Below are 19,194 nucleotides of genomic sequence, written 5' to 3'. Positions count from 1 at the left end.
CATGAAGCCCTTCGGCTACCTGCGTGCGCGCACGCCCGCCGAGGCCGCCGCGGCGGTCGCCAGCCAGCCGGGCGCGCGCTTCATCGCCGGCGGCACCAACCTCGTCGACCTGATGAAGCTGCAGATCGAGACGCCGGGCCAGCTCGTCGACATCAACGCCCTGGGCCTGGACCGCGTCGAGGCCACGCGCGAAGGCGGCCTGCGCATCGGCGCCCTGGTGCGCAACAGCGACCTCGCCGGTCACGCGACCGTGCGGCGCGACTACGCGGTGCTTTCGCGGGCCCTGCTGGCGGGCGCTTCGGGCCAGCTGCGCAACCGCGCCACCACCGCCGGCAACCTGCTGCAGCGCACCCGCTGCCCCTACTTCTACGACACCCGGCAGCCCTGCAACAAGCGCCAGCCGGGCAGCGGCTGCGGTGCCCTGGGCGGCGTGTCGCGGTCGCTGGCCGTCATCGGCACCAGCCCGGCCTGCATCGCCCAGCATCCGAGCGACATGGCGGTGGCCATGCGGGTGCTGGACGCCGAGGTCGAGACCCTGCAGCCCGACGGCAGGCCGCGCCGCATTCCCATCGCCGACTTCCACCGGCTGCCTGGCGACACCCCCCATGTCGAGCACACCCTGGCCCCCGGCGAACTGGTCACCGCGGTGCTGCTGCCGCCGCCGGCCGGCGGCTCGCAGGTCTACCGCAAGGTGCGCGACCGCGCTTCCTATGCCTTCGCCCTGGTCTCGGTGGCCGCCATCGTGCAGCGCGACGGCTCGGCCCGGCTGGCCTTTGGCGGCGTGGCGCCCAAGCCCTGGCGCGTCGAGGCGGCCGAGCCGCTGCTGGCCCAGGGCGTCGGGCCGTATTTCAGCCAGGCCTTCGCCGGCGCGCGGCCCACGCCCGACAACGCCTTCAAGCTGCCCCTGGCGCAGCGCACGCTGGCCGGCCTGCTGCATTCCGTGAAGGCCCCGGCATGAGATTCGACCGCCCCGCCACCACCAACCCCATCGACCAGGGCCGTGTCGTCGGCCGCCCCACGCCGCGCATCGACGGCCCGCTCAAGACCACGCGCACGGCGCCCTATGCCTACGAGCACCACGAGGTGACGCCGGCGCCGGCGGTGGGCTACGTTGTCTGCGCCGGCATCGGCAAGGGCCGGGTCGCCGCCATGGAGCTGCGCGCCGCCCGCGCGGCGCCCGGCGTGCTGGCCATCGTCACGGCGCAGAACGCCGGCAAGCTCGGCAAGGGCAGCAAGAACACCGCCCGGCTGCTCGGCGGCCCCGAGGTCGACCACTACCACCAGGCCCTGGCCGTCGTGGTGGCCGAGACCTTCGAGCAGGCGAGGGCGGCGGCGGCCCTGGTCGAGGTGAGCTACGAGGAGGCGCCGGGCCGCTTCGACCTGGCGGCGCAGAAGGCGCGCGCCCCGCTGGCCAAGAGCGACGGCATGGGCGGCAAGGCGCAGACGCGGGTCGGCGACTTCGACGCCGCCCTCGCCAAGGCGCCGGTGCGGCTCGACGCCACCTACACCACGCCCGACCAGGGCCACGCGATGATGGAGCCGCATGCCAGCATCGCCTGGTGGGAGGGCCCGCGGCTGACGGTCTGGACGTCCAACCAGATGGTGGACTGGGCCGTCACCGACCTCGCCAAGACCCTGGGCCTGCCCAAGGAGAACGTGCACGTGAAGTCGCCGTTCGTGGGCGGCGGCTTCGGCGGCAAGCTCTTCCTGCGCGCCGACGTGCTGCTGGCGGCTCTCGGCTCCCGGGCGGCCGGGCGGCCCGTCAAGCTGGCGCTCCCGCGGCCGCTGATGTTCAACAACACGACGCACCGGCCGGCCACCGTCCAGCGCATCCGCATCGGCGCGTCGAAGGAAGGCCGCATCCATGCCATCTCGCACGAGAGCTGGTCGGGCGACCTGCCGGGCGGCAAGCCCGAGACGGCGGTCAACCAGACCCGCCTGCTCTACGCCGGCGAGCACCGCCACACCGCCATGCACCTGGCCGTGCTGGACCTGCCCGAGGGCAATGCCATGCGGGCGCCGGGCGAGGCGCCGGGGCTGATGGCCCTGGAGATGGCGATGGACGAGATGGCCGAGAAGCTGGGGCTGGACCCCATCGACTTCCGTCTGCGCAACGACACCCAGGTCGACCCGGAGAAGCCCGGCCGACCCTTCTCGCAGCGCCGCCTCGCGCAATGCCTGAAGCAGGGGCCGAGCGCTTCGGCTGGCACCGCCGCCAGGCCCGGCCGGCGCAGGTGCGCGAGGGCGACTGGCTTGTCGGTCTCGGCATGGCAGCCGCCTTTCGCAACAACCTGGTGATGAAGTCCAAGGCACGCGTGCGCCTGGACGGCCAGGGCCGCGTGACGGTCGAGACCGACATGACCGACATCGGCACCGGCAGCTACACCATCATTGCCCAGACGGCCGCCGAGGTGATGGGTCTGCCGCTGGAGAAGGTGGTGGTGCGCCTGGGCGACTCGGACTTCCCCGTCTCCTGCGGCTCGGGCGGCCAGTGGGGCGGCAACAACTCGACGGCGGGCGTCTACGCGGCCTGCATGAAGCTGCGCGGCCTGGTAGCCGCGAAGGCCGGCATCGGGGCGCAGGCGCAGTTCGTCGACGGCGAGGTACGCGGGCCGGGCAGGGCGGTGCCGTTGGCCCACTTCGCCGGCCTCGTGGCGGAGGACGGCATCGAGTACGGCGACCTCGACAAGCGCTATCAGCAGTCCACCTTCGGCGGGCATTTCTGCGAGGTCGCCGTGGATGCCTGGACGGGCGAGGTGCGCGTGCGCCGCATGCTGGCCGTCTGCGCGGCGGGCCGCATCCTCAACCCCATCTCGGCGCGCAGCCAGGTCATCGGGGCGATGACCATGGGGATAGGCGCGGCGCTGATGGAGGACCTGAAGGTCGACCGTCGCCGCGGCTTTTTCGTCAACCACGACCTCGCGAGCTACGAGGTGCCGGTACACGCCGACGTGCCCCACCTCGACGTCGTCTTCCTGGACGAGACGGACCCGGTCTCGTCGCCGATGAAGGCCAAGGGCGTGGGCGAGCTGGGCATCTGCGGCGCGGCGGCGGCGGTGGCGAATGCGATCTACAACGCCACCGGGGTCAGGGTGAGGGACTATCCGGTGACGTTGGACAAGTTGCTGGGGGGCTTGCCTGGGGTGGTTTGAGCGGCCGCGGCTTTGGTCGGGTTGCTTTTGCGAAGAGCCTTGCGACTCTCTGCACCGCCGCGGGAATCCGCCCCGCGAGGGCGGGTAACTTTCTTCTGTCGCGCCAGAAGAAAGTCACCAAAGAAGAGGCGCTTTAAAGCGAGCACCCTCGTTCGCTGAACGCTCGGATCAGGCTACAGGCGACCCGCTGCGCTCTCGCCGCTGTCCCTATCCCGGGCGCCATCCATCGCGCCGCATGGCCGCCTAACGTCGGCTGCACGCCGAACTCACGAGTTGAATGCAAGCGCCGCTCGGGCGGCGCGTCGTGGGGTGTGGTGCCTTCATTGGTGAGCCCGGCGTGCAGCCGGCGTTAACCGGCGTGAAGGTCCGATTTGTGGTGCTCGGCATAGGGACAGCAGCGAGAGCGCAGCGGCTCGCCTCGGGGCACTTCTTGGCGTTCAACGCAACAGGGCGCTGGATTTAGAGCGCCTCTTCTTTGGTGACTTTCTTCTGGCGCTGACAGAAGAAAGTTACCCGCCCTCGCGGGGCGGATTCCCGCGGCGGTGCATCGAGTTCCAAAGGCTCAATGCAAGAGCAACCCGACCAAAACCGCACCGAGTCGCAAAGGCTCCGCCGCCAGTCAGCGCTTCCCCAGCACCACCACACCCATCGCGCCCAAGCCCAGGAAGAGCATCCCGCTCCACACCTCATACGGCAGCCCCACGAACCGGTACGCCGCCGCATCCGCGCAGTTGGCCGTGATCATGAACATCGACGGCCACAGGTCCTCGAGGTTCAGGGCCGTGACGATCTTGTCGGCCAGGCCGAGGGCACAGCTCGCGCTCTGCGAGGCCACCTCGTGCTGGAAGACCGCCGCCGTCAGGCCGGCCGCGCACAGCATCAGCACCAGCACGACGAAGCCCTGGCGCAAGGCCCGCTTGGCCTGCATCAGCCAGCCGAGGAAGGACGCCGTGCCGATCAGCAGGAACACCAGGCGCTGCAGCACGCACCAGGGGCAGGGCTTGACGCCGAACTGGTGCTGGGCGACGTAGGCCACTGCGACGGCGGCGAAGCTGGCCGCGGCCATGCCCGCCAGCGCTCGGGCCGGCAACTTGGAAGGCTGGATGAACATCAGTCGCGGATCTCGGCAATCAGCTCGATCTCGACGCAGGCGCCGAGCGGGATCTGCGCCACGCCGAAGGCGCTGCGCGCATGCTTGCCGGCATCACCCAGCACCGTGGCGAGCAGCTCCGAGCAGCCGTTGGTGACGAGGTGCTGCTCGGTGTAGGCCGGCGTGCTGTTGACCAGGCTCATCACCTTGACGATGCGCACCACCTTGCCCAGGTCGCCCGTGGCGGCCTGCAAGGTGCCGAGCAGGTCGATGGCGACGGCCCGCGCGGCCTGCTGGCCGGTGGCCGTCTCGACATCCTTGCCCAGTTGCCCGACCCAGGGCTTGCCGTCCTTCTTGGCGATGTGGCCGGACAGGAAGAGCAGGTTGCCGGTGCGCGTGAAGGGCCGGTAGGCGGCGGCCGGAGCGGACACGGGCGGCAGGGTGATGCCGAGTTCGGCGAGCCGGGCTTGGATGGCGGTGGAGCTCATGCGGGAAAGGCGCGGTGGCGCAAGAGAAAAACGGCGGCATGCTACACCCCGACATCATCAAAACAAGAGCGTCGGGGAGGGGCATTGCGCAAGCAGCGAGCGCAGCCGGCAGGCATGCGCGATCTCGTCTCGATGGGCCTGGCATGGTTGCTCGGCCTCGCGGCCCTGCACCGCTGCGAACGCCTGCCCACGCCGGCCGAATACGCGCTGCTGGCCGCCGTGCTGGCCGTCCTCGCCACGCTGCCGTGGTGGCGCCGGCGGCCTCGGTTCGCGCTCGCCGCCGGCGCGGCCCTGCTGGCATTCGCCCAGGGCGCGCTGAGGGCCGAGCTGCGCCTGGCCGCCGACCTCCACCCCGCCTGGGAGGGCCGGGACCTGGTGCTCGTCGGCCGGGTCGATTCCCTGCCCATCGCCGTGACCGGCCAGGGCGGCGTGCCGGGCTGGCGCTTCGAGTTCGAGGTCGAGTCGGTGGGCCCGACGCCGCAGGCCCTGGCGCCCGAGGTGCCGCGGCGGCTGATGCTGCTGGCCTACGAGCTGCCGGGCCGCGTCGCGGCGGTCACGGCCGGCGAGCGCTGGCGCTTCACGGCCCGGCTCAAGCGGGCGCACGGGCTGGCCAACCCGGGCGGTTTCGATGCCGAACTCTGGCTCTTCGAGCAGGGCCTGCGGGCGACCGGCGTGGTGCGCGCGGCCGAGCGGCTGCAGCCGGCGCCGTGGTGGTCGCTGGACGCGGCACGCCAGCGGCTGCGCAGCGCCATCCGCGACCACGTGGCCGACCCCGGCATGGCCGGCGTGCTGGCGGCGCTCAGCCTCGGCGACCAGAACGCCATCGGCCATGCCGACTGGGCGCTGTTCCGCGACACCGGCGTGGCCCATCTGCTCAGCGTCTCGGGTCTGCACGTCACCCTGTTCGCCTGGCTGGCCGCCGCGCTGGCGGGGCCGCTGTGGCGCCGCAGTTCTCGGCTGTGCCTGCGCCTGCCCGCGCCGACCGCCGCGCGCTGGCTCGGCGTGGCCGCGGCCTTGGCCTATGCGCTGTTCTCGGGCTGGGGTGTGCCGTCCCAGCGCACGGTGCTCATGCTGGCGGCCGTGGCGGCCCTGCGCAGCCTCAACCTGCGCTGGCCCTGGCCGCTGGTGCTGCTCGCCGCGGCGGTCGTCGTCACGGCGGCCGATCCCTGGGCGCTGATGCAGCCCGGCTTCTGGCTCTCGTTCGGCGCCGTGGGGCTGCTGATGGCGGCCGGCGGCGAGCCCGCCGAGGGCTGGCGGGCTCGCCTGTTCGGGGCGCTGCGCACCCAGGGCATCGCCACCGTGGGCCTGGCGCCGCTCAGCCTCATCTGCTTCGCGCAGCTGTCGGTGGTGGGCCTGCTGACCAACCTGGCGGCCATTCCGCTGATCAGCTTCATCGTCACGCCGCTGGCGTTGCTGGGCGGGTTCTGGCCACCGCTGTGGACGCTGGCCGCCGTGCTCATGCAGGGCCTGATGGCCTGGCTCCGCCTGCTTGCGGCCTGGCCCGCGGCGGTGTGGTGGCTGCCGGCGGCGCCGTTGGCCGCCCAGGCCCTGGCCCTGCTGGGTGCGGCGCTGATGGTGATGCGCCTGCCGTGGCGGCTTCGCCTGGCGGGGCTGGCGATGACCCTGCCCCTGCTGTGGCCGGCCGTGCCGCGGCCGGCGGCGGGCGAGTTCGAGCTGCTGGCGCCCGACGTCGGCCAGGGCAATGCCGTCGTCGTCAGGACGGCCGGGCATGTGCTGGTCTTCGACGCCGGCCCCGGCTACTCGCCGGGCGCCGACGCCGGCGAGCGGGTGCTGCTGCCGCTGCTGCGCGGCCTGGGCGTGCGGAGGCTGGACGCGCTGGTGCTGAGCCACCGCGACGGTGACCACGTCGGCGGCGCGGCGAGCCTGATGCGGGCGCTGCCGGTGGCCGAACTGCGCAGTTCACTGGAGCCGGCGCATCCCCTGCTGGCCGGCGGCGGGGCTGCCGCGCGCTGCGAGGCCGGCCAGTCCTGGACCTGGGATGGTGTGCGCTTCGAGCTGCTGCACCCCACGCCGGCCCACTACGAGGCCGGCCTCAAGTCCAACGACTTGTCCTGCGTGCTGCGCATCAGCGCGGCCTCGGGGCGGCGGGCGCTGCTGGCCGGCGACCTGGAGGCCGGGGAGGAGAGGGCGCTGGCGCGGCGCGAGGCCGACCTGCGCGCCGACGTGCTGCTGGTGCCCCACCATGGCAGCAAGACCTCCTCCAGCGACGAGCTGCTGGCGGCGGTGCGGCCCGCGGTCGGCATCGTGCAGGCGGGCTACCGCAGCCGCTTCGGCCATCCCGCGCCGGCCGTGCTGGCGCGCTACCAGGCGGCCGGCATCGCCATCGTCTCCACTCCGGCCTGTGGCGCCTGGCGCTGGCACAGCGGCCAACCCCCGCCGGCGGGCCTGTGCGAGCGCGCGCGCGAACCGCGTTACTGGCGGGACCGCAGGACGCCGCCTTCCGAACTGCCCGGTCCACCGGCTGACGAGGCGGCACCCCCCGAGCCGGAGCTGTCGTTCTGACGCCGGCCCTGCCTACACTCGCCGGGTCGCTGCATGCACCAGGAGACGTCGCATGGAAGGCTCGCAAGCTCTGTCGCGGCTGCGCCGCATCATTTCCCTGGGCCTGCTCTGCGCGGCCCTGGCCGCCGCGCCGGCCTGGGCCGGCGGCGGCAGCGCCGGCTCCGGCGCCAAGGCGACGGTCAGCACCAAGGACTACGACCTCTACCGCAGCGGCAGCGCTGCCGACGCCCTGCCGCCCCAGCCCGCGAGCAACCTGCTCGTGCTGATGGGCGGCGGCATCGACGTGGACGACGCCTTCCGCGCCATGATCGCCAAGGCCCGCGGCGGCACGGCTTCCAAGGTCGACGTCGTCATCCTGCGCACCTCTGGCGCCGACGGCTACAACGCCTACCTCATGGCGATGGACGGCGTCGACTCGGTCGAGTCCATCGTCCTCAAGACGCGCAACGGTTCCAGCGCGCCCGAGGTGCTGGACCTGGTCAACCGCGCCGACGTGCTCTTCATCGCCGGCGGCGACCAGTCCACCTACATCGCCCTCTGGGCCGGCACGCCCCTGGAAGCCGCCATGAAGGCGGCCGTGGCCCGGCACGTGCCCTTCGGCGGGACCAGCGCGGGCCTGGCGGTGCTGGGCCAGTTCGACTACTCCGGCGCCAACCAGTCGGTGACCTCGGCCGACGCCCTGGCCAACCCCTACAACCGCAACGTCACGCTGGACCGCAGCTTCCTGAACGCGCTGCCGCTGATGGCGGGCGTCATCACCGACGCCCACCTCGTCACCCGCGACCGCATGGGCCGGCTCGTCACCTTCCTGGCGCGTCTGTCGGCCGACGGCTGGGCCGGCTGGCAGTCGCTGCGCGGCATCGGCGTCGACGAGCAGACGGCCGTGGTGGTGGACGGCGACATCGCCACCGTCATGGGCAACGACGACGGCGCGGGCGGCCGCACCGGCAGTGCCTACTTCCTCAAGCCGACGGTGGCGCCGACGACGGTCAAGGCCAAGACGCCGCTGACCTTCCGCAGCCTGCAGGTCGAGAAGCGCGTGGCCGGCGGGCAGTACAACCTCGCCACCTGGCCGACCGAGTCGCCCTATTTCATCTCCGCCGAGGCCGGCGTGCTGATGCCCTATCCCTACTGACGTGCCTGCAGGCGCCGGGCCCTGACGGCCTGGCCCAGCTCGATGACCGCCAGCGCGTAATAGGCCGACCAGTTGTAGCGGGTGACGGCCCAGAAGTTCTCGGTGCCGAGCAGCACGGTGGTGGGCTTCCTGGGGCCGTTCTGCAGCTCGATGACGGCCATGGGGCCGGCATGGTCGCGCGCGGCCTCGGACGGTTCGGCGCCCGCCTCGATCAGGTCGGCGGCGCTGAAGCTGGGCTTGATGTCGGGCGCCAGCAGGTGGCGGCGCGCGGCCGGCGCGGTGGGCAGCCTGACGCTGTAGTGCGTGGCCTGGCCGGGCTTCCAGCCGTACTCGGCCAGGTAGTGGGCCACGCTGCCGATGGCGTCGGCGGGGCTGGCGATCAGGTCGATGCGGCCGTCGCCGTCGAAATCCACGGCGTGCTGGCGCCAGCTGCCGGGCATGAACTGCGGCAGGCCCAGGGCGCCGGCATAGCTGCCGCGCACGTCGGCGGCGTCCAGGCCGTTCTCGCGGCACAGCTTGAGGAACTCGGCCAGCTCCTTGCGGAAGAAGGCCTGGCGCTCGGCGGCGCGCGGGTGCTCATCGGGGAAGTCGAAGGCCAGCGTCGCCAGCGCGTCCAGCACCTTGAAGCCGCCGGTGATGCGGCCGTAGAAGGTCTCCACGCCGAGGATGCCGATGACCACCTCGGCCGGCACGCCGTACTGGCTCTCGGCGCGCGCCAGGGCGGCCTCGTTCTCATCCCAGAAGGCCACGCCAGCGTCGAGCCGCTTCGGCTCGATGAAGCGGTCGCGGTAGGCCGTCCAGTTCTTGGCGATGCCGGCCTTGGCGGGCAGGATGAGCTGGCGCACCCGCGGCAGGTCCAGCGCCTGGGCAAGCTGCTCGCGCAGGGCTGCCGCGTCCCAGCCCTGGGTGGTGGCGAGGTCGTCGGCGAAGGCGACGAGGGCCGGGCGCGGGCCCAGGGGCTGGGGCGGCGGTGGCGCCTTGGCGTGGCGCGGCTTGGCCTGGACGGAGAGGGCCAGCAGGAGGCTGGCGGCGACGAGCAGGGAGCGGGACTTCAGCGACATCACGCCCGCAGCATACGGGCCGCGGTGCGGAACTCCGCCCAGGCGGGCGGCGCAGAGCCGGCATAACGATGGCGCTCCAGCCGCTCCAGCCACTGCGCCGCGGGCTCGGCCTTCTGGCCCAGTTGCCGGCGCAGGGCGCGCGCCCAGGCGGCGGGGCTTTCGTGGGCCGGCGCCGGCACGCCGGCGCGGGCGAGCAGGGCGGCGATGCGGGCGCGCTGGCGACTCCAGGCGTCGTGCGGCCGGCTGCTCCAGCGTATCCAGCCGGCCGAGGCCGTCGCCAGCAGCAGGATGACGCCGGCCAGGGCCTGGCCCAGGGCGGCCCAGTCGGGCTGGGCGAAGCCCAGGCGCTTGAGCAGGTCGAACTGGTTCTGGCGCGAGTAGTTCAGCACCAACTGCTGCCAGCGGTTGTCCAGCGTCTCCCAGCCGTTGCGCAAGGCCCGCCACAGCGTCGGGTTGAGCTGCCCGATCACGCCCGGCTGCGGACGCAGCGCCAGGCCTTCGGTGACGCGGTTGGGCGCGACGGCTGCGGTCGGGTCGCTGCGCACCCAGCCGCGGCCCTCCACCCAGAACTCGGCCCAGGCGTGGGCATTGGCGTTGCGCACGACCTGGTAGCCGTCCTGGGCCTCGGCATCCCAGCCCTGGAAGCCGGTGACGATGCGCGCCGGCACGCCCATGCCGCGCATCAGCACGACGAAGGCCGAGGCGAAGTGCTCGCAGAAGCCCAGGCGGCGGTCGAGCCAGAACTCGTCGATGACGTGGGGCGAGGCCTCGCCGTAGCGGCCGGGCGAGAGGGTGTAGAGGAAGTCGTTGGTCCGCACATGCTCCAGCAGCGCCGCGGCGAGCGCCTCGGCCCGCGGGCCGGCGGCCAGGCCGGCGAAGCGCGGCTGCTCGCTCAGCGCCCGCGCCCAGGCGAGGCTGCGGGGGTTGAGGCCGGGCGGCAGCTCCAGGTCGGTGGCCTGCTGCAGGCGGTTGCGCCGCAGGCCGGCCTGCCAGCCGGCGTAGGCCGAGGCCTGCACGCGCAGACGCTCGGTGATGGGCCGCGGCGACAGCCACTGCAGCTCGGGGCCGCGCGTGACCGTCAGGTCGACCAGGGCCATCTCGCTGCCCGGGCCGCCCGGGCTCATCTCCAGCAGCGGCAGCACGGGCAGGCGCAGCGGCTCCAGCGTCATCTCGTAGCGCACGGCGGGGCCGGTGGTGGCGAGGTCGTCGCGCCCGCGCAGCCAGCTCTGGCTGACGGCGGGGCTGGGCGCGCGCCAGGTCTTGCCGTCGAAGCGGGTCAGCACGGGGCCGCGGAAATAGCGCTGGTCCGGCGGCGGCAGGGGGCCCTCGAACTTGAGCCGCAGGGCGATGCTGTCGTCGTTGGCGACCTCGTTCATCGCGCCGAACTCGAGCTGGTTGGACAGGCCCGTGCGGCCGATGGCCTCGGTGGGCACGCCCCACAGCGGCGCGATGCGCGGAAAGAGCACGAAGAGCAACACCATCACCGGCAGGCCGAGGGCCGTCGTGCCCGCTGCGCGGCGCGCGGCGATGGCGATGCTGGGCACGCCGGTGGGCATCTGCGCCAGCACCACGGCGGCGAGCAGGCCCCACAGCGAGGCCAGGGACCACAGCGCCGTCAGCAGCGACTGTGAGTACAGGAACTGCGTCAGCACCAGGAAGAAACCGAGGAAGAACACGACGAAGGCATCGCGGCGCGCCCGCAACTCCAGCGTCTTGAGCGCCATCAGCATGACGAGCAGCGTGATGCCGGCCTCGCGGCCGACGAGGGTGCGGAAGGTCAGCCACGTCATGCCGGCGTAGATGACGACGATGCCGAACAGCCCCCAGCGGCTGGGCAGGGGGCGCTGGCGCCAGGCCAGCAGTCCCCGCCAGGCCAGCACCACGCCGGTGAGTGCGCTGCTCCACCAGGGCAGGTGGGTGGCATGCGGGGCGACGACGGCGGCGATGACGCCGAGCAGGAAGAGGCTGTCCCGCGTGTCGCGCGGCAGGCGCGCCCACCAGCCGGTGGATGGGGCAGGGGAGGTCGCCACCGTGTTCATGCCTCGAACTCCGCCAGCCGCTCCAGGCAGGCCTGGCGGTGGGCCGGGCCCAGGCCCGGCGGCGTCTCGCCTGCGGGCAGCCGCAGGCCGTAGGGCAGGCCTTGGCGCTCGGCGGCCAGCACCCAGGCCGTCAGGCGTGACAGCCGGGCTTCGGTGTCGCGGCCCTGGGTGTCGCGCCAGTCCAGCCAGAGGTCGCGGGACAGGGGCGACTCGGTGTCGCGCACCCACAGCGGCAGGCCCTGCTCCAGGGCCAGGGCGGACTTGCGCCACAGGATCTGCTTGAGCGAGTCGCCGCGGCGGTAGGCGCGCACGCCGGAGAAGTCCGTGCCGCCGGGGGCGGCGCGCGCCGTTGCGGCCTCGCCGGCGCCGGCTTCAGCCTGGGGCGGGAAGGGGGCCGGCACGTCGTCGGGGCGCGGGTAGACCCAGACCCGGCTGGCCGGCCGCCAGTAGCTCCAGGCGCGGAAGAAGCCCAGGGGGAAGCGCGTGGTGACGATGAGGCGCGGCAGTTCGCGCAGGCCGCGCCGGCCGGCGGGCAGCCGCAGCTTGAGCGCTGCATGGCCGAGGGCCGGCACGTCCACCCAGGCGGGCTCAGTGGCGCCGCTGTCGAGCTGGGCGCTGACGGCGATGCCGAAGCGGGCGTGGCCGCGGTTGTGCATGCGCAGCTCCAGCGTGAACTCGTCCCCCGCGTGCACGCCGTCCGGCGCCTTGAGGTCCATCTCCAGGCCGCGCAGGTTGGCGTGCGTGGTGTGCATGGACGCGAGGCCCGCCCCGGTCAGCGCGAAGGTCAGGGCATAGCCGAGGCTGAGCTGCTCGTTGATCGAGGCCAGCAGCAGCACGCCCAGCGTGCCGCAGAACGCCAGGCCGGCGATGGTCGGCACGATGTAGACGTTGCGCTGGGTCGTGGCGTGCGTGTCGGCCACGGGCTGGCGGGCCTGCCACCAGGCTTGCCAGCGGCGGCGCAGGGGCGAAGCGAGCGAAGTCACCTGGACCGCGGCTTCATGGAAGGGGAATCGCCTCGATCATGGCGCGCACCTGCTCGCGGGCGCCGCGGCCGGCGCCGGCGCGGGGCTGGAGCCGGTGGGCGATGGTCTGCGGCAGGATGGCCTGCACGTCGTCGGGCGAGACGTAGTCGCGCCCCTGCAGCAAGGCCCGGGCCCGCGCCGCCCGCAGCACGGCCAGGCCGGCGCGGGGCGACAGGCCTTCGGCGAACCACTGGCCCGAGCGGGTGGCGGCGATCAGGGCCTGCAGGTAGTCCAGCAGCGGTGCGGCGGCGTGGATCCGGCGCACGGCGGCCTGGGCCGCGATCAGCTCTGCCGGCGTCATCACCGGCCGCAGGGCGCGCAGCTGCTCGCGGCTGTCCTCGCCCATCAGCAGCTCGCGCTCGGCGGCGGCGTCGGGGTAGCCGAGGGAGATGCACATCAGGAAACGGTCCAGCTGCGACTCCGGCAGCGGGAAGGTGCCGAGCTGCTCGCTCGGGTTCTGCGTGGCGATGACGAAGAAGGGCTCGGGCAGGGCGTGGGTCTGGCCGTCGATGCTGACCTGGTGCTCCTCCATCGCCTCGAGCAATGCGCTCTGGGTCTTGGGCCCGGCGCGGTTGATCTCGTCGGCCAGCAGCACCTGGGCGAACACGGGGCCGGCGTGGAAGGCGAAGGCCTGCTTCTCGCGCTCGTAGACGCTGACGCCCAGCAGGTCGCTGGGCAGCAGGTCGGCGGTGAACTGCAGGCGCGAGAACTTCAGGCCGAGCGAGATGGCCAGGGCATGCGCCAGCGTCGTCTTGCCGACGCCGGGCAGGTCCTCGATCAGCAGGTGGCCGCCCGCGATCAGGCAGGCCAGGGAATCGGAGATCTGGGCCGGCTTGCCCTTGATGACCGTGCTAATCTGGTTTTGCAGCGCCAGCAGCTGCGCTGCCAGCGATCGTGATGGGGCTTGCGTCATGAGCTGCACCATAGCAAGAGACAAGCATTCCATGCCGACTGCGTATTTCAATCCCCCCGAGTGCCGGCGCCACGAGATGGGCCCCGGCCACCCCGAGTGCCCCGAGCGGCTGTCCGCCATCGACGACTGGCTGATCGCCTCCGGCCTGGAGCCGGCCCTGCAGCACGTCGACGCCCGGCCGGTGGACCCCAAGGACCTGGAACTGGCCCACACCCACGCCTACGTCGCCGAGATGGGCGCCGTGCTGCGCGAGTGCGAGGCCAGCGGCGAGCGGCGGGCGGTCGACCCCGACACCTCCGCCAACGCCCACACCTGGCGCGCCGCGCTGGTGGCGGCGGGGGCGGCCGTGCAGGCCACCGACATGGTCATCGACGGCCGCGCCGACAACGCCTTCTGCTCCGTGCGCCCGCCCGGCCACCACGCCACGCGCGACCAGAGCATGGGCTTCTGCTTCTTCAACAACGTGGCCATCGCGGCCCGCCATGCGCTGGACGTGCGCGGCCTGGAGCGCGTGGCCATCGTCGACTTCGACGTCCACCACGGCAACGGCACCGAGGACATCATCGCGGGCGACGACCGGGTGCTGATGGTCAGCCTCTTCCAGCATCCCCTCTACCCCTACAGCGGCGCCGTGCCCAAGGGCACCAACATGGTCAACGTGCCCATCCCGCCCTACACGCGCGGCGGCGAGGTGCGCGAGATCGTCGAGGCCATGTGGCTGCCCGCGCTGGAGCGCTTCAAGCCGCAGATGATCTTCGTCTCCGCCGGCTTCGACGCCCACCGCGACGACGACCTCGGCCAGTTGGGCCTCGTCGAGGCCGACTACGAGTGGATCACCCTGAAGATCAAGGCCGTGGCCGAGCGCCACGCGCGGGGCCGCATCGTCTCGGTGCTGGAAGGCGGGTACAACCTGCAGGCCCTGGCGCGCAGCGTCGCGGTCCATCTCCGCGCCCTGGCCGACCTCTGACACCATGCATCAACCTCTGAGCCTGAATGAACTCCAGGCCCTGCTGGGCCGCGCCTTCAGCGCGACCGCGCTGGGCGAATGGGCCCTGCTGCTGGGCTGCCTGCTGCTGGCCGGCCTGGTCACCGTCATCCTGTCGCGGGTGAAGGAGCGCCGCGGCCTGAGCGTGCTCTTCGGCGAGCGCGTCGTCGACGGGGCGCTCTTCCCGCTGCTGGCCGTGGGCCTGGCCCTGGCCGCCCGGCCGCTGCTCAAGGTCTGGGGCCTGGCGCCGGCGGTGTTCAAGCTGGTGTTGCCGCTGCTGGTGTCGCTCGCGGTCATACGCCTCGTCGCCCGCGTGCTGGCGGCGGCCTGGCCCAGCTCCACCGTCATCAAGGCCGTCGAGAGGCTGGGCTCGTGGCTGATCTGGATCGGCGCCGTGCTCTGGGTCACGGGCCTGTGGCCGGTGATGATGGACGAGCTGGACGACATCGGCTGGAAGTTCGGCAACGTCCACCTGACGCTGCGCAACCTCATCGAAGGCGGCTCCACGGCGGCTCTGGTGCTGGTGGTGGCCCTGTGGATCTCCTCTGCCATCGAGGCGCAGCTGCTGCGCCGCGAGTCGCTGGACCTGTCCATGCGCAAGATCGCGGCCAACGCCATCCGCTCGCTGCTGCTCTTCGTGGGCCTGCTCTTCGCGATGTCGGCCGCAGGCATCGACCTGACCGCCCTGGGCGTGCTGGGCGGCGCGCTGGGCGTGGGCCTGGGCTTCGGCCTGCAGAAGCTCGCGGCCAACTATGTGAGCGGCTTCGTCATCCTGGCCGAACGGTCGCTGCGCATCGGCGACATGGTCAAGGTGGACAACTTCGAGGGCCGGGTCACCGACATCAAGACCCGCTACACCGTGATCCGCTCGCTCGGCGGCAAGGAGGCCATCGTGCCCAACGAGCTGCTGATCACGCAGCGCGTCGAGAACTCCTCCCTGGCGGACCCGCGGGTGCTGCTGTCGACCGTGGTGCAGGTGGCCTACGGCTGCGACGTCGAGGCCGTGATGGGCCGCCTCACGGCCACGGTGGCCGAGGTGCCTCGGGTGCTGAGTGCCCCGGGCCCGGCGGTGCAGCTCAGCCAGTTCGCCGCCGACGGCCTGGAGCTGACCATCTACTTCTGGATCATGGACCCCGAGAACGGCAGCGGCGGCGTGCGCTCGGATGTGAACCTGGCCATCCTGCGCACCCTGCAGGGCCTGGGCGTGGACATTCCCTATCCGCAGCGGGTCGTGCACCAGGCCGGGCTGCCGCCAGCCAAGGTGGATATTCCCCAGCCCGACGGTGCCCGCACCCCACCCGCCTGACGCCTTCTTCGGTGGAGAATCCTGCCGCTCGATGACAAGGCCAGGGAGGTCGGATGAAGGCGTGGTGGGTGAAGCTGGGGGCGGTGCTCGCCCTGTCGATGCTGGCCGGTGGCCAGGGATTCGCCGCCGAGGCGGCGCGCGTGGCGACGGACATCCCGGTCCGCGTGGAGTTGCAGACCGAGCAGCATGTCGTCGCCGAGGACGGCAGCGAGGTCAGCACCTACCGCAGCGTGATGCGGGCCGTGAAGGCCGAGGCGGCCGAGGGCTTGCGCCAGCGCACGGTGAGCCATAGCGCCAGCGCGCAGAAGCTGGAGATCCTGGACGCCTTCACCCGCAAGGCCGACGGGCGCCGCATCAAGGTGCCCAAGAGCAACTACCAGCTGCGCACGGCCTCGGGCCGGCAGGGCGGCGCCGCGCTGTTCTCGGACTGGAACGAGACCACGGTGGTCTTCCCCGACGTGCAGGCCGGCGATGCCGTCGAGCTGAGCTACCGCATCACCACCCGCCAGCCGCTGTTTCCCGGCAAGTTTTCCCGGGAGGACAGCTTCAGCCGCCAGTACGCCTTCGACCGCGTCAGCATCACGGTGGACGCGCCGGCCGGCATGAAGCTGCTCCACGAGGCGCGCGACATGGCCTTCACGCAGAAGGTCGTGGGCAAGCGGCAGGTGCTGAGCTGGACCTTCAGCAACCCCCAGCCGGTGCTGAGCGAACGCACGGACTTCACGGTCTACGACTACCGCGACGACCCCGGCTACGCCGTCTCCAGCTTCGAGAGCCAGCGCGAGATCGTCGAGCGCTACGTCGAGCGGGCCGCCCCGAAGGCGGCCGTGACGCCGCGCGTCCAGGCGCTGGCCGAGCAGATCACCCAGGGCATCGACGAGCCGCGGGCGCAGGTGAGGGCGCTGTACGACTGGGTCGCCCGCGAGATCAGCTACGGCGGCAACTGTGTCGGCATCGGCGCCGTCGTCCCGCGGGACCTTGCTGTCGTGCTCGACAACCGCATGGGCGACTGCAAGGACCACGCGACGCTGCTGCAGGCGCTGCTCCAGGCCAAGGGCATCGCCAGCCACCAGGTGCTGGTCAATGCCGGCTCGCAGTACCGCCTGCCGAGCGTGCCCGTGCTGAGCATGGTCAACCACGTCATCAACTACGTGCCGTCGCAGAAGCTTTTCCTCGACTCGACCAGCGCCGACACCCTCTTCGGCGACCTGCCCATCCTGGTGCAGGACAAGCCCGTCCTGGCGGTTTCGGACGACGTTCCGGCCCGCACGCCCGTTGAGGACGGCCGCGCCAGCCAGCGCGTCGTCGCGGCCTACCGCATCGGGGCCGACGGTGCCATCGAAGGCGAGGTCAGCCTCGAAGCCCAGGGCCGCTTCGGCCAGCAGATGCGCCTGGCGCTCAAGGGCCTGAGCAAGGACCAGCTCGAGACCGTCGTCAAGCGCCATTTCGAAGGCGCGCGCGTGCCCGCGGACGGCCAGTTGCTGAAGACCTCCGACCTGCAGGCCCGCACCGACGCCCTCAGCTACGAGGCCAGGTTCCAGAGCAAGCCGCTGCTGCGCATGGGCGCGGCGGGCGCCTTCGGCATCGGGCCCTTCCTCTTCAGCGCCGCTCCGGTGGGGTCCTATGCGAAGTACGCCCTGCAGCCGGCCGAGGGCCACCCGACGCTGTGCTTCTCATCGCACAGCGAGGAGGTCTACGACATCACGCTGCCAGCCAACATGCAGGTGCTGTCCATCCCCGAGGGCATCGCCGTCAACGGCCCGCTGGTGAGCTACGAGAGCAGCTACAAGCTCGAAGGGCGGGTGCTGCACGTCAAGCGCGCGGTGACGGACCGCATGCCGGCCAACGTCTGTTCGGCCGAAACCAATGCGGCCTACCACGATGCCATGCAGCCCCTGCTGAACGACCTCCGCCAGCAGGTGCTCTACAAGTGAGCGCCCGGGGCGCCGCTCAGAAATCCGCGTCGAGCACGACGCGGTAGCGCGCCTTGCCGCTGCGCAGGTGATCGAGGGCGTCGTTGACGCGGCTCATCGGGAAGCGCTCGACCTGGGGCAAGATCTGGTGGCGGGCCGAAAACTGCAGCATCGTCGCCAGCACCGAGGGAGGTGGCGTGGGCGAGGCCGAGAGGCTTTTTTGCCAGCTCAGCAGCCCGCCGCTCTTGAGGGCCAGCGCGTCGGTCACGACGCCCACGAGGTGCATGCGGCCCTTGGGCGCGAGCGTGGCGAGCAAAGCGTCCCAGTTCAGCGCGGCGCCGACGGTGATGAGCAGGAAGTCCAGGCTGCCGGCGGCGGCCTTGAGCTCGGCCTTGTCGACGCTGGACAGGGTCTTGTGCGCGCCCAGCGCCAGGGCCTCGTCGCGCTTGGAGGGCGAGGACGTGAAGGCCGTCACCTCGCAGCCCCAGGCGCGTGCGAACTTGACGGCCAGGTGGCCCAGGCCGCCGATGCCGACCACGCCGACGCGGTCGGTCGGCTTGATCGAATGCAGCACGAAAGGCAGGAAGACGGTGCCGCCGCCGCACATCAGCGGTCCGGCGGCGGCGGGGTCGAGGCCGTCGGGGATGGGGATGGCCCAGCTCCAGTGCGAACGCAGCCGGTCGGCGAAGCCGCCATGGCGCCCGATGAGCGTCGGCTGGCGCTTGGCGCACAGGTGCTGCTCGCCGCCGAGGCAGAAGTTGCAGTGGGTGCAGCTGCCGGTGTGCCAGCCCACGCCGACGCGCTGGCCGATCTCCCGGCCCTTGGCCCGTGGGCCCAGCGCCGTGATGCGGCCGACGACCTCGTGGCCGGGCACGACCGGGTAGCTCGCGGGGAACCACTCGCTGTCGATCATGGCGAGGTCGGAGTGGCAGATGCCGCAATGCTCCACGGTGATCTCGACGTCCTCGTCGCCCAGGGGGCCGGGGTCGAAGTCGAAGGGCTGCAGCGGGCCGCCGGCCGAGTGGGCGGCGTAGGCGCGGAAGAGGTCGGTCATGGCGGGAGTCCTCAGGCGTCGTTGCCGTAGATGATGAAGCCGCGATGTTCCGCCACCTGGTCGTACAAGGCGCGGGCGGCGGTGTTGGTGGTGTGGGTCTGCCAGTACACGCGCTTGACGCCGTCCGCGCGGGCCGCGGCGTAGACGCCTTCGATCAGGGCGCGGCCGATGCCGCGTCCGCGGGCCTCAAGCGCGGTGAAGAGGTCCTGCAGATAGCAGGTCGGCTCGATGCGCGTGGTGCTGCGGTGGTAGAGGTAGTGCACGAGGCCGAGGAGGGCGCCGGCCTCGTCGGTGGCGACGAGGGCGTGCATCGGCTCGTAGGCGTCGAAGAAGCGGGCCCAGGTGGCTTCGGTGACGGCGGCGGGGAGGGCCGTCTCGCCGGCGCGGCCGTAGAAGGCGTTGTAGCCGTCCCAGAGCGGCTGCCAGGCGGCGCGGTCCGCGGGTTGGAGGGTTCGGATGTGGATCATGGCGCGCGCATTGTGGAGGCCTTCTCCATCGTTGGCACACGATGGG

14 protein-coding genes and 1 pseudogene are annotated in these 19,194 nt (G+C 72.1%); 7 read left to right on the top strand and 8 right to left on the bottom strand.

The annotated features are described in order from the left end of the window. Position 1 precedes the first annotated feature (1 nt). Both LXT12_RS25810 and paoC read left to right on the top strand, forming a co-directional pair. Positions 2 to 958: an FAD binding domain-containing protein gene (locus tag LXT12_RS25810; RefSeq protein WP_233395265.1), complete on the top strand. Its 957-nt coding sequence runs from the start codon at positions 2 to 4 to the stop codon at positions 956 to 958. After that, positions 955 to 3,152 (top strand): annotated as a pseudogene (gene paoC / locus LXT12_RS27100) (aldehyde oxidoreductase molybdenum-binding subunit PaoC). Before LXT12_RS25810 ends, paoC begins: the two are co-directional and overlap by 4 nt. A gap of 619 nt (positions 3,153 to 3,771) precedes the next feature. Here paoC and LXT12_RS25795 read toward each other — a convergent pair. Then, positions 3,772 to 4,263, bottom strand: a complete 492-nt coding sequence (locus tag LXT12_RS25795; RefSeq protein WP_233395261.1) for a disulfide bond formation protein B — start codon at positions 4,261 to 4,263, stop codon at positions 3,772 to 3,774. After that, entirely contained in the window at positions 4,263 to 4,730 is a 468-nt protein-coding gene (locus LXT12_RS25790; RefSeq protein ID WP_233395259.1) for a RidA family protein, read from the bottom strand. The genes LXT12_RS25795 and LXT12_RS25790 overlap by 1 nt, the downstream gene beginning before the upstream one ends. Before the next feature lie 114 nt (positions 4,731 to 4,844). Between LXT12_RS25790 and LXT12_RS25785 the strand changes: the two genes are divergently transcribed. Together LXT12_RS25785 and LXT12_RS25780 are read left to right on the top strand one after the other, a co-directional pair. Further along, complete coding sequence (locus LXT12_RS25785; protein WP_233395257.1) at positions 4,845 to 7,253, top strand: DNA internalization-related competence protein ComEC/Rec2; 2,409 nt, start codon at positions 4,845 to 4,847, stop codon at positions 7,251 to 7,253. Positions 7,254 to 7,305: 52 nt separating this feature from the next. After that, on the top strand, positions 7,306 to 8,388 hold the full coding sequence (locus LXT12_RS25780; protein ID WP_233395250.1) for a cyanophycinase: 1,083 nt from the start codon (positions 7,306 to 7,308) through the stop codon (positions 8,386 to 8,388). Here LXT12_RS25780 and mltB read toward each other — a convergent pair. The 4 genes from mltB to LXT12_RS25760 are packed head-to-tail and all read right to left on the bottom strand — an operon-like array spanning position 8,382 to position 13,423. Continuing rightward, a complete protein-coding gene (mltB, locus tag LXT12_RS25775; RefSeq protein WP_233395248.1) occupies positions 8,382 to 9,449 on the bottom strand; it encodes a lytic murein transglycosylase B in 1,068 nt (355 codons plus the stop codon). The genes LXT12_RS25780 and mltB overlap by 7 nt on opposite strands. Further along, positions 9,449 to 11,488: a transglutaminase TgpA family protein gene (locus LXT12_RS25770; RefSeq protein ID WP_233395247.1), complete on the bottom strand. Its 2,040-nt coding sequence runs from the start codon at positions 11,486 to 11,488 to the stop codon at positions 9,449 to 9,451. Before LXT12_RS25770 ends, mltB begins: the two co-directional genes overlap by 1 nt. Further along, positions 11,485 to 12,471, bottom strand: coding sequence for a DUF58 domain-containing protein (locus tag LXT12_RS25765; RefSeq protein WP_233395245.1), 987 nt, complete (start codon positions 12,469 to 12,471; stop codon positions 11,485 to 11,487). Before LXT12_RS25765 ends, LXT12_RS25770 begins: the two co-directional genes overlap by 4 nt. Positions 12,472 to 12,484: 13 nt before the next feature. After that, positions 12,485 to 13,423 (bottom strand): AAA family ATPase, encoded by a 939-nt coding sequence (locus LXT12_RS25760; RefSeq protein ID WP_233395243.1) that lies wholly within the window; start codon positions 13,421 to 13,423, stop codon positions 12,485 to 12,487. 31 nt (positions 13,424 to 13,454) lie between these two features. Here LXT12_RS25760 and LXT12_RS25755 point away from each other — a divergent pair, with 31 nt between their 5' ends. Genes LXT12_RS25755 through LXT12_RS25745 form a run of 3 tightly spaced genes read left to right on the top strand, consistent with a single transcriptional unit; the run spans position 13,455 to position 17,648 of the window. Continuing rightward, on the top strand, positions 13,455 to 14,390 hold the full coding sequence (locus LXT12_RS25755; protein WP_233395238.1) for a histone deacetylase family protein: 936 nt from the start codon (positions 13,455 to 13,457) through the stop codon (positions 14,388 to 14,390). A gap of 4 nt (positions 14,391 to 14,394) precedes the next feature. Next, the gene (locus LXT12_RS25750; protein WP_233395236.1) at positions 14,395 to 15,714 is read left to right on the top strand and encodes a mechanosensitive ion channel family protein; all 1,320 of its coding nucleotides are present in this window, start codon (positions 14,395 to 14,397) and stop codon (positions 15,712 to 15,714) included. 53 nt (positions 15,715 to 15,767) lie between these two features. Then, positions 15,768 to 17,648: a DUF3857 domain-containing transglutaminase family protein gene (locus LXT12_RS25745; protein WP_233395229.1), complete on the top strand. Its 1,881-nt coding sequence runs from the start codon at positions 15,768 to 15,770 to the stop codon at positions 17,646 to 17,648. 16 nt (positions 17,649 to 17,664) lie between these two features. Here LXT12_RS25745 and ahr read toward each other — a convergent pair whose 3' ends face one another. Next, positions 17,665 to 18,681 (bottom strand): NADPH-dependent aldehyde reductase Ahr, encoded by a 1,017-nt coding sequence (gene ahr, locus LXT12_RS25740; RefSeq protein WP_233395227.1) that lies wholly within the window; start codon positions 18,679 to 18,681, stop codon positions 17,665 to 17,667. An 11-nt stretch (positions 18,682 to 18,692) separates the two neighbouring features. Further along, complete coding sequence (locus LXT12_RS25735) at positions 18,693 to 19,148, bottom strand: GNAT family N-acetyltransferase (protein ID WP_233395226.1); 456 nt, start codon at positions 19,146 to 19,148, stop codon at positions 18,693 to 18,695. Between the last annotated feature and the right edge of the window lie 46 nt (positions 19,149 to 19,194).

It is taken from the genome of Pelomonas caseinilytica, from assembly GCF_021353235.1.
In the GTDB taxonomy this organism is placed as follows: domain Bacteria; phylum Pseudomonadota; class Gammaproteobacteria; order Burkholderiales; family Burkholderiaceae_C; genus Pelomonas; species Pelomonas caseinilytica.
The sequence above is the reverse complement of the archived record's forward strand: the minus strand, read 5'-3'. Positions and strand labels throughout refer to the sequence as shown.

What these genes read in the sequence shown, in the direction of transcription:
- LXT12_RS25810 (WP_233395265.1), top strand. Translation starts at nt 2, where the DNA reads ATGAAGCCCTTCGGCTACCTGCGTGCGCGCACGCCCGCCGAGGCCGCC.
- LXT12_RS25795 (WP_233395261.1), bottom strand. Translation starts at nt 4,263, where the DNA reads ATGTTCATCCAGCCTTCCAAGTTGCCGGCCCGAGCGCTGGCGGGCATG.
- LXT12_RS25790 (WP_233395259.1), bottom strand. Translation starts at nt 4,730, where the DNA reads ATGAGCTCCACCGCCATCCAAGCCCGGCTCGCCGAACTCGGCATCACC.
- LXT12_RS25785 (WP_233395257.1), top strand. Translation starts at nt 4,845, where the DNA reads ATGCGCGATCTCGTCTCGATGGGCCTGGCATGGTTGCTCGGCCTCGCG.
- LXT12_RS25780 (WP_233395250.1), top strand. Translation starts at nt 7,306, where the DNA reads ATGGAAGGCTCGCAAGCTCTGTCGCGGCTGCGCCGCATCATTTCCCTG.
- mltB (WP_233395248.1), bottom strand. Translation starts at nt 9,449, where the DNA reads ATGTCGCTGAAGTCCCGCTCCCTGCTCGTCGCCGCCAGCCTCCTGCTG.
- LXT12_RS25770 (WP_233395247.1), bottom strand. Translation starts at nt 11,488, where the DNA reads ATGAACACGGTGGCGACCTCCCCTGCCCCATCCACCGGCTGGTGGGCG.
- LXT12_RS25760 (WP_233395243.1), bottom strand. Translation starts at nt 13,423, where the DNA reads ATGACGCAAGCCCCATCACGATCGCTGGCAGCGCAGCTGCTGGCGCTG.
- LXT12_RS25755 (WP_233395238.1), top strand. Translation starts at nt 13,455, where the DNA reads ATGCCGACTGCGTATTTCAATCCCCCCGAGTGCCGGCGCCACGAGATG.
- LXT12_RS25750 (WP_233395236.1), top strand. Translation starts at nt 14,395, where the DNA reads ATGCATCAACCTCTGAGCCTGAATGAACTCCAGGCCCTGCTGGGCCGC.
- LXT12_RS25745 (WP_233395229.1), top strand. Translation starts at nt 15,768, where the DNA reads ATGAAGGCGTGGTGGGTGAAGCTGGGGGCGGTGCTCGCCCTGTCGATG.
- ahr (WP_233395227.1), bottom strand. Translation starts at nt 18,681, where the DNA reads ATGACCGACCTCTTCCGCGCCTACGCCGCCCACTCGGCCGGCGGCCCG.
- LXT12_RS25735 (WP_233395226.1), bottom strand. Translation starts at nt 19,148, where the DNA reads ATGATCCACATCCGAACCCTCCAACCCGCGGACCGCGCCGCCTGGCAG.